Origin of the sequence: Bacillus sp. FSL K6-6038 (assembly GCF_038050455.1) — a bacterium.
Taxonomy (GTDB): domain Bacteria; phylum Bacillota; class Bacilli; order Bacillales; family Bacillaceae_G; genus Bacillus_A; species Bacillus_A pseudomycoides.
Map to the genome: position 1 here is coordinate 4,953,061 of NZ_JBBOUH010000001.1, position 14,075 is coordinate 4,967,135.

The 14,075-nt window shown below is 36.4% G+C and carries 10 protein-coding genes; 5 read left to right on the top strand and 5 right to left on the bottom strand.

Annotation, left to right across the window (positions count from 1 at the left end; all coding sequences use genetic code 11):
- Window positions 1-517 precede the first annotated feature (517 nt).
- The 3 genes from NSQ40_RS26195 to NSQ40_RS26205 all read right to left on the bottom strand — a co-directional run bounded on the left by NSQ40_RS26195 (window position 518) and on the right by NSQ40_RS26205 (window position 3,628).
- Window positions 518-1,813, bottom strand: a complete 1,296-nt coding sequence (locus tag NSQ40_RS26195) for a C40 family peptidase (RefSeq protein WP_098101112.1) — start codon at window positions 1,811-1,813, stop codon at window positions 518-520.
- Window positions 1,814-2,089: 276 nt separating this feature from the next.
- Window positions 2,090-2,404, bottom strand: a complete 315-nt coding sequence (locus tag NSQ40_RS26200; protein ID WP_033796543.1) for a winged helix-turn-helix transcriptional regulator — start codon at window positions 2,402-2,404, stop codon at window positions 2,090-2,092.
- 381 nt (window positions 2,405-2,785) lie between these two features.
- A complete protein-coding gene (locus NSQ40_RS26205; RefSeq protein ID WP_006096565.1) occupies window positions 2,786-3,628 on the bottom strand; it encodes a DegV family protein in 843 nt (280 codons plus the stop codon).
- Window positions 3,629-3,868: 240 nt separating this feature from the next.
- Here NSQ40_RS26205 and NSQ40_RS26210 point away from each other — a divergent pair, with 240 nt between their 5' ends.
- Both NSQ40_RS26210 and NSQ40_RS26215 read left to right on the top strand, forming a co-directional pair.
- Window positions 3,869-4,510: a YigZ family protein gene (locus NSQ40_RS26210; protein WP_003202049.1), complete on the top strand. Its 642-nt coding sequence runs from the start codon at window positions 3,869-3,871 to the stop codon at window positions 4,508-4,510.
- Between the two features lie 27 nt (window positions 4,511-4,537).
- On the top strand, window positions 4,538-5,638 hold the full coding sequence (locus tag NSQ40_RS26215; RefSeq protein WP_006096566.1) for an LCP family protein: 1,101 nt from the start codon (window positions 4,538-4,540) through the stop codon (window positions 5,636-5,638).
- A 69-nt stretch (window positions 5,639-5,707) separates the two neighbouring features.
- Here NSQ40_RS26215 and wecB read toward each other — a convergent pair whose 3' ends face one another.
- Window positions 5,708-6,826, bottom strand: a complete 1,119-nt coding sequence (gene wecB, locus NSQ40_RS26220; RefSeq protein ID WP_003202045.1) for a non-hydrolyzing UDP-N-acetylglucosamine 2-epimerase — start codon at window positions 6,824-6,826, stop codon at window positions 5,708-5,710.
- Window positions 6,827-7,284: 458 nt separating this feature from the next.
- Window positions 7,285-8,610 (bottom strand): UDP-glucose dehydrogenase family protein, encoded by a 1,326-nt coding sequence (locus NSQ40_RS26225; protein ID WP_003202043.1) that lies wholly within the window; start codon window positions 8,608-8,610, stop codon window positions 7,285-7,287.
- Between the two features lie 643 nt (window positions 8,611-9,253).
- Between NSQ40_RS26225 and NSQ40_RS26230 the strand changes: the two genes are divergently transcribed.
- From NSQ40_RS26230 to NSQ40_RS26240, 3 genes are all read left to right on the top strand, one after another.
- Window positions 9,254-10,324, top strand: a complete 1,071-nt coding sequence (locus NSQ40_RS26230) for a glycosyltransferase family 4 protein (RefSeq protein WP_003202041.1) — start codon at window positions 9,254-9,256, stop codon at window positions 10,322-10,324.
- Between the two features lie 199 nt (window positions 10,325-10,523).
- Window positions 10,524-11,258 carry a polysaccharide deacetylase family protein gene (locus tag NSQ40_RS26235; protein WP_003202039.1) on the top strand — a complete coding sequence of 245 codons (735 nt, stop codon included), beginning with the start codon at window positions 10,524-10,526 and terminating at the stop codon, window positions 11,256-11,258.
- A gap of 102 nt (window positions 11,259-11,360) precedes the next feature.
- The gene (locus tag NSQ40_RS26240; RefSeq protein WP_003209045.1) at window positions 11,361-14,036 is read left to right on the top strand and encodes a sigma 54-interacting transcriptional regulator; all 2,676 of its coding nucleotides are present in this window, start codon (window positions 11,361-11,363) and stop codon (window positions 14,034-14,036) included.
- Window positions 14,037-14,075 lie beyond the last annotated feature (39 nt).

Below are 14,075 nucleotides of genomic sequence, written 5' to 3' on the forward strand. Positions count from 1 at the left end.
AGTAACGCCCCCTATATAAATCCATTTTGATTTTTCAGCATATAAGTCGCGGTTACGAAGAATAAAAGGTGACCGCTACTTGTTTTCTCTTTTGGTTTTAAACATGGCATGGGACTAAAAAAGGCACTTGACCGCTCCTATCCATAAGCGGATGCTCTCTCCCGTCTAAAAAGAAAGGTTTTATTTCATTTTTTCAATTTACACTTATATATCCATTTTAATTTTCTGGCATATAAGTCGCGGTTATGCAAACAAAAGAAGTTCTCCACTCATTTTCTCCTTCTGTTTTTACTTGGCATGGGGCTAAAAAAGGCACTGACCGCTCCTATCCATAAGCGGATACTCTCTCCCACCTAAAAGGAATGGTTTTATGTCGGTCTTTCTATGCGTATTCATATTTATATAGCTTTACTATAAGCCTTTCTCTTTCTCTCGTAAAAACTCAAAAAAGCCGATAACCTACTTTTAAAATAGTAAGCTATCGACTTTATACACATGTTTTATTTAGTTAAAAATCTTATAATCTACCGTAACCTAAGAAATGAGCTGTGTTATAACTGCTATTTACACTACCGTACGTAACACCAGTTGATTCATCAGCAGCGTGAATCATTTGACCATCACCAATGTAAATACCAACGTGTGATACGCCTGCTCTGTAAGTACCTTGTAAGAAGATAAGGTCACCTGGTTGCGCTTCAGATGCGCTAATTTTTTGTACAGATCCCCATAAACTTCTTGTATCTTGTTGTCCTAAACCATATACATAAGAAACTAATCCACTACAGTCAAAACCGCCATTTGACGGTGAAGAACTACCCCAAACATATTTCATACCAACTAAGCTTTTTGCTTTTCCAATTACACCCGTATCTGGAACTGGTTTTGAAACTGGTTTTGGAGCAGGTGCTGGCTTAACATCTTCTTTCTTAGCTTGTCCACCATTATTTGCAGGTGCCGGTTGCTGAGCTTGTTGCTGAGCTTGTTGCTGAGCTTGTTGCTGAGCTTGTTGCTGAGCTTGCTCTGCTTGTTTCTTCGCAGCAGCTTCTTGTGCTGCTTTTTCTTGCGCTTCTTTTTCAGCTAGTTGTTGTAAGTATAATGCTTGCTTTTCAAGCTCTTTTAATTGACCCTCTGTGCTTGTCATGCTGTTTACAACTGTATCCATTTTACCGCTTAAATCGTTCACTGCTTCTTGTTTTTTCGCTTTTTCAGCATCAAGTTCTTTCTTTGCAGTTTCGATTTTCACTTGCGCTTCTTTTAATTCTTTTTGTTTTTCTTTTACCGTTTCAACATCTTTTTTCACAGTTGCTTGATCTTGTTGTTGTGTTGTCATGATATCTTCATCAGATTCAAGAATTTTCGAAACAGAAGTTAAACGATCTACTAAATCTGCAATGTTTTTAGAGTTTACAACAACTTCTGTTACAACGTTTGTATTTGGTTGCTCTTGAAGCGCTACTAAACGCTTTCTTAATAACTCTTCACGTTTTGCAATTTTCGTTTGTAAATCTGCAATGTTTTGATTTTTCTTCTCGATTAATGCTTGCGTTTCTTCAACTTTTTTCGTTGTTTCATCAAGTTTTGCTGCATTTTCTTGAACAGACGTATCTAAATCTTGAACCGTTTTATTTAAGTCGTTCATTTGTTTTTGAAGCTCGTCACGTTCTTGTTGTTGTTTATGTAAAGTGTCATTTTGTGAGTTAATTTGTGTTTTTACATCCTCAATCTTTTCCGCAAATACATTTGGTGTTACCACTGAAAACATCATAAATCCTGCAGCCAATGCGCAAGATGCCATTTTTAGCTTTTTCATTTTGTTTTTACACCGCTTTCTTTTTTTCTTTTCCGTATATAATCTATTTAAATTTATACCATATTTCGGGAGATATTTTATCAATGTTACGATTTTGTAAAATAAATGTAATATTACGTTTGTAATTTCCTGACATTTTCCTTCTAATCCTGTATTTTCTTGTAGAATCTTAAGGGAATCGCGCTATTTTTTTGTACAATTGTCATACATTTGTTATAAAAAAAAACACAAGGAACACTCCTTGTGCTTTTTTCTCTCTATTCATCGAACAATCTATTATTCCACCCATTTTTCAGCCCAATTTTGGACTTCATTCATAACACTTTCTAATGCTTTTCCTTTGTCTGTTAATCCGTATTCGATTCTAACAGGTACTTCTGGGTACACATTACGAACGACTACACCTTCGCTCTCTAATTCTTTTAAACGCTCTGACAACATACGATCACTCATATTTGGGATAATATCCGCAATTTCTCTAAATCGCTTCGGCTCTTCTAACAAAGATTTAATAATTAAACCCGTCCACTTTTTACTAAGAAGTGTAAAAGCCGACTCAAACTTTGGACATAAACAAGAATTATGCTCCATATGTTTCACCTCTCCTTTATTATAAAATAGTTTCTTATAAAAAGTAAGTAATAAAACTTTCCTTATTTTTTATAAATGCATTTTGATTTTCCAACATATAAATTGCGACTATGAAGAACACAAGGAGACTCCCACTCATTTTCTCCTTCTGTTTTCACATGGAATAGGGCTAAAAAAGGCACTGTCCCTAAAGGCCCAATTGGCGAGGGCTAATAATCAGTGGGGGATGGAGCCCCCACTGATTAAAGTTTCACTTTATGTCGGTCTTTCAATCCGTATTTATATAAATTAAATTTTATCACTTCAAAATATTAACTTGTCAAATAGGCATACGTATATCCGTAAAAAACTCTCTACAAAAAGAGAGCTTTTACATTTTTATTATTTTGTATACCACCCTAGACCTAGTGATCCCTCTCCTAAGTGCGTTCCAATTACAGCACCAAAATAACTGATGCGGATTGTAACATGAGGGTACTTTTCCTCTAATTCTTGCTGCCACTCTTTCGCTTCTTCTTCACGATTTGCATGAATGATAACAGCTTCCATCGGCATACCTTTACTCGCATGTTCATCGAAAATTTCAACGATACGCTTTAGTGCCTTTTTGCGTGTGCGAATTTTTTCAAACGGGATAATAACTTTATCTCTAAAATATAAAACTGGCTTTACTTGCAATAAGCTACCGATAAATGCTTGCGCGCTATTTAAACGGCCACCGCGTTGCAAATGATGGAGATCATCAACAACAAAATAAGCATCTATCGTTTGCTTCATTTCATCAAACCTAGCTAAAATCTCTTCTGGCGCCTTTCCTTCGCTTACCATTCTTGCACCTTCACGCACATAAAACCCTTGTACTTCACAACTAATTTCAGAATCATACGTATATACGTTTATCCCTTCGACCATTTGCCCAGCTGTCGTTGCTGTTTGATATGTACCGCTAATTCCGCTTGAAAGATGGATACAAATCACCGCATCGTATTCTTTTGCCAGTTCTTCAAATAGTTCCACAAATTTTCCAATTGCTGGTTGAGAAGTTTTTGGAAGTTCTTCATGTTCACGTACTTTTACATAAAAATCATCCGCTGTAATTTCTGCTTCTTCTTGATAAGAATTCGTTCCAAAAATCACATTTAATGGAATCATATGTATATTGAGTTCTTCACGAATATGCTTCGGTATATATGCTGTACTATCAGTAACAATAGCTGTTCTCATTTTCGTACCTGCCTTATAAAAAAGTTTTTATTTCCTAATTTTACACGAAAATAGGAAAAGGTGCATTAATGTATGAAAAATGCCGGGGTAAGATTATAATAAACACTTGGACAATTTACAACAAAAATATTAAATTTATAATAGAATTTGCTATTTTCCTACAAAAAATGTTTGAATCTGAAAACTCCCCCTTTTACAATAAAAAGTACTAGTAATATTGAAAGGTAGGGGCGTATATCATTGTTATTACAATATTTAACAATCAAAGGCTACGGTGAGCACGAAATTGTCATTCAAAAGTCACGGTTTATTTGCTATATAAGTCGAGCGAAAACAGAAGAAGAAGCACAAGAGTTTATTCAAAAGATAAAAAAGCAGCATTGGAACGCAACACACAACTGCTCAGCCTATTTAATCGGGGAGCAAGATCAAATTCAAAAGGCAAATGATGACGGTGAACCAAGCGGTACAGCTGGTGTACCTATGCTAGAAGTATTAAAAAAACGTGGATTGAAAGATACCGTTGTTGTTGTCACACGATATTTTGGCGGCATTAAACTTGGTGCCGGTGGTTTAATTCGTGCATATGGAAAATGTACAAGTGAAGGAATTAACTATGTAGGTGTTGTCGAACGAAAATTAATGCGAGTTACGAAGACAGAAATTGATTACACACTACTTGGAAAAATTGAAAATGAATTACGCCACTCAAAATATGCTATTAAAGAGATTCATTACCTAGAAAATGTGACATTTGACACTTATGTGGAAGAAGATCAAAAACAAACTTTCACAGAGTGGATGATTGAACTAACAAATGGGAAATGTACAATACAAGAAGATGACATGCTGTATTTAGAACAAGACATTGTGCAACAATAACATATATATATTAAAAGGAGTTTATGTATGGAAGAGCGTTATCATCATCTCCAGAAAAGAAGAGTGAAAAAAAAGCGCAGACGTAGATTGTTTATCTACCTCATTTTTATGTCCTTAATTGGTAGTGTAGGGCTTTACATGTTTAACTCTTACTCTTCACTCATGGAGATGTATAGTGGCTTTACTCGTGATAAATCAAAATTACGTGCGGTAGATGTAGAAATTACAAAAGAACCTTTCAGCGTCCTTATTATGGGAATTGAAGATTATGCAACGGATGGACAAAATGGACGAACAGATTCTCTTATGTTCGCAACAATTAACCCAAAAACAAAAAATGTTTCACTCATGAGTATCCCGCGTGACTCACGTGTTACGATTGCTGGAAAAAATAAAAAAGATAAAATTAACGCGGCGCATGCTTACGGCGGAGAAAAAATGGCATTAGACACAGTCGAGAATTTTTTACGTGTGCCTGTTGACCACTACGTAAAAATTGATTTCAAAGGCTTTAAAGGAATTGTCGATGCCGTTGGTGGCATTACAGTCGATGTTCCATTTAATTTCGAGGAACGATCTGATATAGATTACTACAAGCTGATTCAATTTAAACAAGGACAGCAAGAATTAAATGGCGAAGAAGCACTCGCTTATGTCCGTATGCGAAAGCAAGATCCAAATGGAGATTATGGCCGAGCTGCAAGACAACGACAAGTACTTGCCGCGGTTGTCCATAAACTAAATTCCGCTTCTACAGTCTTTAAGATTAAAGATTTAGCGGAGGTTGTTGGAAAATATGTAAAAACTGATATACCTGTATCCGATGGACTTGCCTTATATAATAAGTTATCTGGATTCGATCCTTCTAACATAAAAACGATTAAATTAGAAGGTGAAGATAAAAAACTAAATGATATCTATTACTTTATTCCAGATGAAATGAGCGTTCAAAATGTTCGTAATGAAATTTTGAAAAACTTAGGACAAGATAAAACAGACACGAATTCTACAACCAATACAAGTTCTAATTCTGATACGAATTCAACAAATTCATCTACTAAGAAAAAAGAACAGGAATCTCCGTCTACGAACGCTAACGCGGAATGGTTAATGCGAAATCATCAGTAGAGATTACTACTTAAAAGAAAGGAGCCACTTCTTATATCAACAGATATGAGGAGCGGCTCTTTTTTCTACTTATTTTTTATTAAAATATTGTAAAATTGCTTCTACAATACGCTCTGAAGCAAGGCCATCACCATAAGGATTAGATGCTTGCGCCATTTTGTCATGTGCTTCTTTATTAGATAATAATTCGTCTGCAAGTGTAAAGATTGTTTCTTCGTCTGTACCTGCTAATTTTAATGTACCTGCTTCAATACCTTCCGGACGTTCTGTCGTATCACGTAGAACAAGAACCGGTACGCCAAGAGAAGGTGCTTCCTCCTGCACACCACCAGAATCTGTTAACATTAAGTATGAACGCGCTGCAACGTTATGGAAATCAATTACATCTAGTGGTTCAATTAAGTGAATACGATTATGATCTCCTAAAATATCGTTAGCTGTTTCACGAACAACAGGATTCATATGAACTGGATACACAACTTGTACATCTTCGTACTTTTCAACAAGGCGTTTAATTGCACGGAACATATTGCGCATTGGTTCACCTAAATTTTCACGACGATGTGCTGTCATAAGTACAAGTCGGTCATTTCCAAGCTTCTCTAGTACTGGATGACTATATTCTTCTTTCACTGTTGTTTTTAGTGCATCAATCGCTGTATTTCCTGTTACGAAAATACGTGCTTCATTTTTATTTTCTTGTTGCAAGTTCATTGCTGATTTTGCAGTAGGCGAGAAATGAAGATCTGCCATTACACCTGTTAATTGACGGTTCATTTCTTCCGGGTATGGAGAATATTTATCCCATGTACGAAGTCCAGCTTCAACATGGCCAATCGGAATTTGATTATAGAAAGCAGCAAGGCTCGCAATAAAAGTAGTTGTTGTATCACCATGTACAAGAACGATATGTGGCTTTGCTTCCTTCATTACTTTATCTAAGCCCTCTAAACCACGTGTTGTAATATCAATTAATGTTTGACGGTCTTTCATGATATTCAAATCAAAATCCGGCGTAATACCAAAGATATTCAATACTTGATCTAACATTTGGCGATGCTGTGCTGTCACTGCTACAATTGATTCAATTTTCTCAGGATGTTTTTGCAACTCTAACACAAGAGGTGCCATTTTAATCGCTTCTGGACGTGTTCCAAAAATCGTCATTACTTTTAAACGTTCAGTCATTTCAATGCCTCTTTTCTTTCACTAGTTACGATATATGAAAAACTAACATAAAACCTCCCCTTTTGAGTGGGAAAGAGCGTCCGGCTATGCATAGAAGCGGTCAGACCCTTTAGCTCCCATGCCATGTGAAAACAAACGGAGAAAACGAGTGGAAATCTCCTTTTATTTTCATAGCCGCAACTTATATACCAGCTAATCAACATGGATTTATATAAATACAAATTGAAAAACTAACATAAAATCTTCTCTTTTAGGTGGAAGAGAGCGTCCAGCTACGCATAGAAGCGGTCAGACCCTTTAGCCTCCATACCATGTGAAAACAAACGGAGAAAACGAGTGGAGATCGCCTTTTGTTTTCATAACCGCAACTTATATGCCAGCTAATCAACATGGATTTATATAGTACTGTTACACTCACCATTATATATTGAGAAGATAAAAGGACAAAAAAAGCGTTCTTAACAGACGGTAGAAACTTTCCTATTACGAATGCTCTTTCTGCCAACGGAATAGTAATCCATTCTATGTTTCTCAACATCTTTCCCAGTATAACAATTTCTCCCATCAAATAAAATAGGTTCACCCATAAGTTGCACATACCTTTCTAATGGATACATTCGTATGCATTCCCAATCGGTTACAATAAACGCCGCGTCCACTTCTGTGATTGCCTCATCTAAATCAGTTGTATATTTTATTTCTTCTCCAAACAACTGCTGCACATGCAAAATAGCTTGCGGGTCGTATACAATTACATTTGCTCCCATCTCTAATAACTCTTTTATAATAAGAAGAGACGGTGCTTCCCTAATATCATCTGTATTCGGCTTAAAGGCTGCTCCTAACACCGCAACCTGCTTTCCCCTCATATCCATTACGCTTCTAGCTTTCCGAACAAGCAACATCTGTTGTTTGTTATTCACTTCAATTACTGCTTTTAACAATCTAAAATCATGCGCAACATTACCTGCAATTTGAACGAGAGCATTTGTATCTTTTGGGAAACATGAACCCCCATAACCGATACCTGCCTGTAAAAAATGGGGACCGATTCGCCGATCTATTCCCATGCCACCTGCTACTTCTAACACATCTGCGCCCACTTTCTCACATATATTAGAAATTTCATTTATGAAGCTAATTTTCGTAGCCAAAAAAGCATTTGAAGCATATTTAATCATCTCCGCACTGCGGATATCTGTAACAAACGTTTCAATTAACAGCTTACTGTATAGCCTCTCTACCTTCTGCGCGATTTCTTCTGTCTCCGCTCCTATGACGATGCGATCACCATGAAAAAAGTCATGTATACCAGAACCTTCACGTAAAAATTCCGGATTCGATACCATATGTATCATATGCCGCCCTTGTAGCTTCTCCTGAATCCATTCTTTCATTTGATCGTTCGTACCTACAGGAACCGTACTTTTTGTAACCACAATTATATCTGAATTGGCACACATACCAATTTCATAACAACTATTACGAATATATGTTAAATCTGCCGTTCCATCCGGTAAAGATGGTGTTCCTACTGCTACAAATATGAAATCTGAATGTTTAAATGCCTCTGTTTGACTTGATGTAAATGCTAATCGTTTTTCTTGGACTGCTGCATCTACTAATTGCCCCAGACCAGGTTCATAAATTGGCATTTCCCCTTGCTTCATTCTCGCTATTTTCCCTTGATTTATATCAAAACAAGTAACCGAATGACCTAATGTGGCTAATCCTACTCCAGTAATTAATCCTACATATCCAGTACCTATCACCGTAATTTTCATTAGATGTTCCGCCCAGAATACCTAAGATTATAGTTTAGATATTCTGGGCTTCCCCCTTTCATACTAAAACTGAATATATGTCGATGTCTTTAAGGCACTCTTTTTCCCATACTAAGACATGAAGTTGTTGCTTTTAAATATATAAAAATGAGATAGCATGCAAGCCCTCACTCCCTATTATATGAGACACCTGCCCTTTCCTTTTTTAAGATTTTGTAAAATAACGCCCTCCAATTGGACATTTTTCTTTACAAACCGCTTTATTACTGGCTCATTTCATATTTCCATATTTTAACGCGAAACGTACGTATTTTAACGTGCAACACTTATAGTAAAGAGAATCGGTCACATCCTACCATCCCTACTAGGAACAGACTTATATGTAAATGTCATAAATCTGTACCACAATTTAAAAACTATGCCATACAAGTTAATGATAAGATATATTATAACCTTCTTGTGCGACATCGTATTTATTATAAACTTGTCATATATTTTATCTATTTCCAATTACAGTGAATAGAAAAAAAGATTGAATTCTAATCTTTTTGTGATACCATATGTTATGAGCCTGCAAACAATCATCATAATTTTCAGATAACTTGTTCAAAAATTACGTTAAAATATAAAAGGTGGGGTATTAATGGACTCACAAGTGATTTATGCTGTTTTGGCATCTTTCATTACCGTATTAGTTGTTACTCCTTTCGTTATCAAATTAGCATTTAAGATTGGAGCAACTGATAAGCCAAACGCACGTAAAGTACACCAAAAAATTATGCCTCGTCTAGGTGGACTGGCAATTTTCATTGGTGTAGCCGTTGGGTTCTTTGTTAGTGGATTATATGAACAAAGAATGATGTCGATTACTATAGGTGCTGTTATCATTATCATCATCGGTATTTTAGATGATATGTACGAATTATCAGCAAAGGTAAAGTTCGGTGGACAACTGTTAGTTGCCGTACTTATTGTAAAAAGTGGATTATTAGTACAGGTGTTGTATATTCCAATCTTAGGAGATACTGAACTTGGTATCCTTGCATATCCAATTACAGTATTTTGGATTGTAGGTATTACAAATGCCATTAACTTAATTGATGGATTAGATGGATTATCCGCTGGGATTTCATCTATCGTTCTTGCAACATTAGCATATATGGCCTTTACTAGCCCTATGGGTACTGGTGCTGTTATTATTCTGCCACTAGCACTCATTGCACTTGCAAGTACACTTGGATTTTTATTCTATAACTTCCATCCAGCAAAAATTTTCATGGGAGACACAGGTGCATTATTTTTAGGATATTGTATTTCTGTTATATCGTTACTGGGATTATACAAAAGTGTAACGTTATTCAGTTTCCTTGTTCCTATTATTATTTTAGGTGTACCTATCTTCGATACCACATTTGCAATTATCAGACGAATTGTGAATAAAAAACCAATTTCTGCACCAGATAAATCGCATTTACATCATCGTCTATTGGCAATGGGCTTTTCTCATCGTACGACGGTACTTATCATTTACGCATTTGGTATTTTCTTTAGCGTAAATGCAATTATTTTCACTAGCGCAACATTGTGGTTATCCATTATCCTTCTGTTCGCTTTAATCTTCTTTACTGAAATCGTAGCAGAAGTAATTGGTCTTGTGCACGAACGTTACAAACCAATTATTTCCTTCTATAAAAAAGTAAAAAAACGCGAATAATAACTGTAGTATAGCCTTTATTAGTGTAAAATATTCAAATAGCACTCTTTCTTCTTAAGAAAGAGTGCTATTTTTTATTTCCAAAATATAGTTTGTTTGAGAGTTCTTCTATTGGAGAAAGATATACATGTAAAGAGGATAATGAGACTACAATCTTAACTCCTTCTCCATGACTGTTAGACTGAGGGTGAGTATTTTGATGAAGCAAATGTTTCAATGTATTATTATATTTTTAAGTATTACTACATGTTCGGTATCTTATACTGAAGCAGCCGCTAACTCCCCACTTACACATCAATCTACGATTCAGAACGCGGCCCTTCCGCCTAAAATTGCATACTTAACATTTGATGATGGGCCAAACAAATACACATCACAAATTTTAAACATCTTAAAGCAAAAGCAGGGAAAGGCAACCTTCTTTGTAATTGGTGGCAAGGCTTCACATTATCCACAAACAATGAAACGTTTCATACAAGAAGGTCATTATATCGGTCTTCACAGCATGTCTCATGACGTAAAGCGTTTATATACTGGTGATCCATCCGTTTTAATTACCGAAATGGAGCAGGCCCGCTCTATTGTCCGCCATATAGCAAATTTAGATACACACCTTGTTCGCGTCCCATATGGTAGTATGCCTTATTTAAAAAAGAATTATCGTGATGCACTTGTTTCCGCTCAGTACAAAATGTGGGATTGGACAATCGATACATATGACTGGAAAAGTTATCATAATCCTTCTGCTATATTAGAGCGTGTTATGAACCAAAGCGACGAACAAGTTGAAGTTATTTTAATGCATGATTCTAGCGTTACAGTAAAAATTCTTCCAAAGGTAATTGACTACCTTAAGGCGAAAGGATACACACTTCTTCCCTATAATCCTTCCTCTCATTCAGAAGTGAATTTCTGGAAGGACGAAAGATTGTAACAGCTTTAGTATATACTAGAGCTGTTTATTCTTTTTCTCTTCCCACACTTCCCATTTTTGTGTAAAATTTTAAATAGTGACGAAGTTTCGAGGTGAAGAAAAATGAAACGAATGGACCTCATTTATAATGCAATGCAAAAAGGGAATTACTCAGAAGGTGTAACAGCATCTGAACTCGCTACACTTCTACAGCTAGACCGTGCAAATGTAAGCAGCGATTTAAATAAACTTGTGAAAGATGGTCGTTTATCCAAAACGGGAACACGCCCTGTCCGTTTCTATTTAGGAGCCAACTCCCACGTGGAAACGCATTCACAAAATAATACTTCACTCGATGCCTTTGCAAGAAAAAACACAAGCCTCAAAATTGCGATTGAAAAAGCAAAGGCTGCTGTACTCTATCCTCCAAATGGTATGCATACATTACTACTTGGAGAAACGGGTGTCGGGAAATCTATGTTTGCCTCTTTAATGCACGAGTATGCAATTGAAGTAAATCAGCTCCCAAAAGATGCACCGTTTATCGTTTTTAACTGTGCGGATTACGCAAATAATCCACAGCTCCTGCTTGGACAACTTTTCGGGATAAAAAAGGGGGCTTACACTGGTGCAAGTGACCAAAAAGGGTTAATCGAAAAAGCCCACGAAGGAATTCTCTTCCTGGATGAGGTGCACCGCCTCCCGCCAGAAGGTCAAGAAATGTTATTCACATTTATTGACCGCGGTGTGTATCGTCGCCTTGGAGAAACAGAGAACGAGCGCCGAGCACGCGTATTAATTATTACTGCAACAACAGAAGAACCAAACTCTTTTTTACTCAAAACCTTTACAAGACGGATTCCGATGACCGTAACGCTTCCACCACTTCGTGAGCGAACGCATCAGGAACGCTTCGCCCTCTTGCAGCTCTTTTTTACAAATGAAGCAATTCGTCTGCGAAAAAAAATTCATGTCAGTCCGAACGCAATGCGTGCTTTCGTCTTTTATCAATGTCCAAACAATATCGGACAATTAAAAACCGATGTACAAATTGCCTGTGCGAAAGCCTATTCTGATTTCGTAACAAAGAAAAGAGATCATGTCCGCGTTTCAAGTGCTGACTTGCCATGGTACATGAAGGAAGGCTTGTTTATTGAAAGAAAAAGCCGTCATCTGTATCAAGTGCCAAACGAAACATTTGTATTTACGAGTGACGAAGGATGGAGCAAACATAAAACAGAAGATTCACGTTCTTCCATTTATGATTACATTGATCATAAATATGAAGAATTACAAGCACGCGGTATTGAAGAAGAAGAATTAGAATTACTAATAGACAATGATCTCCAAAGCTTTTTCGTTCAGTATTTTAATCAAATGTCACAAAAGACAAGTCATGAAAATGTCTTTAAAATTGTCGACCGCAATATTGTTTCTGTATGCGAAAAAATCGCTGAACTAGCCGAAAAACATTTAGCTAAGACATTTGATGAAAAAGTCTTTCTTGCTTTAAATTTACATGTACAGACAACTTTACAACGACTGCAGGGCGGGAAACAAATTCATCATCCGCAGCTGAATCAAATTCGTACGAAATATAAAGAAGCTTTCTCAGTTGCCATGCAATGTATTCAACTATTAGAAGAAGAATTACAAGTAACGATGCCAATTGATGAAGCTGGATTCTTAACGATGTTTTTCGTTGTTGATCCCATTCCTGCTTCCCAAACAGAAGTAAAAGTATTAATTTTAGCCCACGGCAATGGTATCGCAACAGAAATGGCAAATGTCGCGAATGAACTCCTCGGTATTGATGAAGTAACAGGAATTGATATGCCGCTTCATGAATCACCGAAAGATTTCTTAGAACGAGTAAAAGTGTACATGAAAACACTGAGACATATAAATGGTCTTCTCTTACTTGTCGATATGGGTTCACTCGCCTATATCGGGGATATACTAGAGACAGAATTTCATATCCCTGTACGCGTTCTTTCGATGACAAGTACGCCGCACGCATTAGAAGCAGCAAGAAAAGCTCAGCTCGGGTACTCATTAGATGCATTATACGAAACCGTGAAAAACTTAACACCGTTTTACCTTAATGTACAAGAAGAAAAGAAAAAGCCACTCGCTCCAATGAAATCAGTCATTTTAACAGCTTGTTTAACAGGAGAAGGAAGCGCACTGGCCATTCAAAAAATGCTTGAAAACTATTTACGATTCGATAAAGATTTAATAGAAATTATTCCGATTAGTATCGTTCATGAAAAAGATTTAACAAAAATGATCGAAAATATAAAGAAAGAACGCAATATGATTTGTATTGTGACAAACTTTGATGTACAAGTACCATGTTTAACTTATCATTTCCAAGATATTGTAAACTACAAAGCCATTCAACCGATTCAAGAATTAATTACCTATGAAGAAACATATGCAAAAATGGCTGATATTCTCGGGCAACAAATGCAGCGCGATGATGGGGCACTGATGATTAAAACAATACGGTACGCGCTCAATACAATTCAAGAGTTCATCTCCTTACAGTTAAACCCCGATAGTTTAATGGGAGTTATTTTGCATATGAGCTGTATGATTGACCGGCTACAAAAGGGAGAAAAGCTCCTTCCTTATCCTGACAAAGAAGCACGTAGACAAGATGAATATTGGATGTATATGAAAGTAAAAAAAGCATTGCAACCAATTGAAAATACATTTGAAATACAAATTCCAGATGATGAAGTTTTTTATGTAATGGACTTCTTCATAAAGAATCAACCAGAAAAAAAAGAGTAACGTAAACATGCCCATGAACTTCAAAATTCATGGGCATGT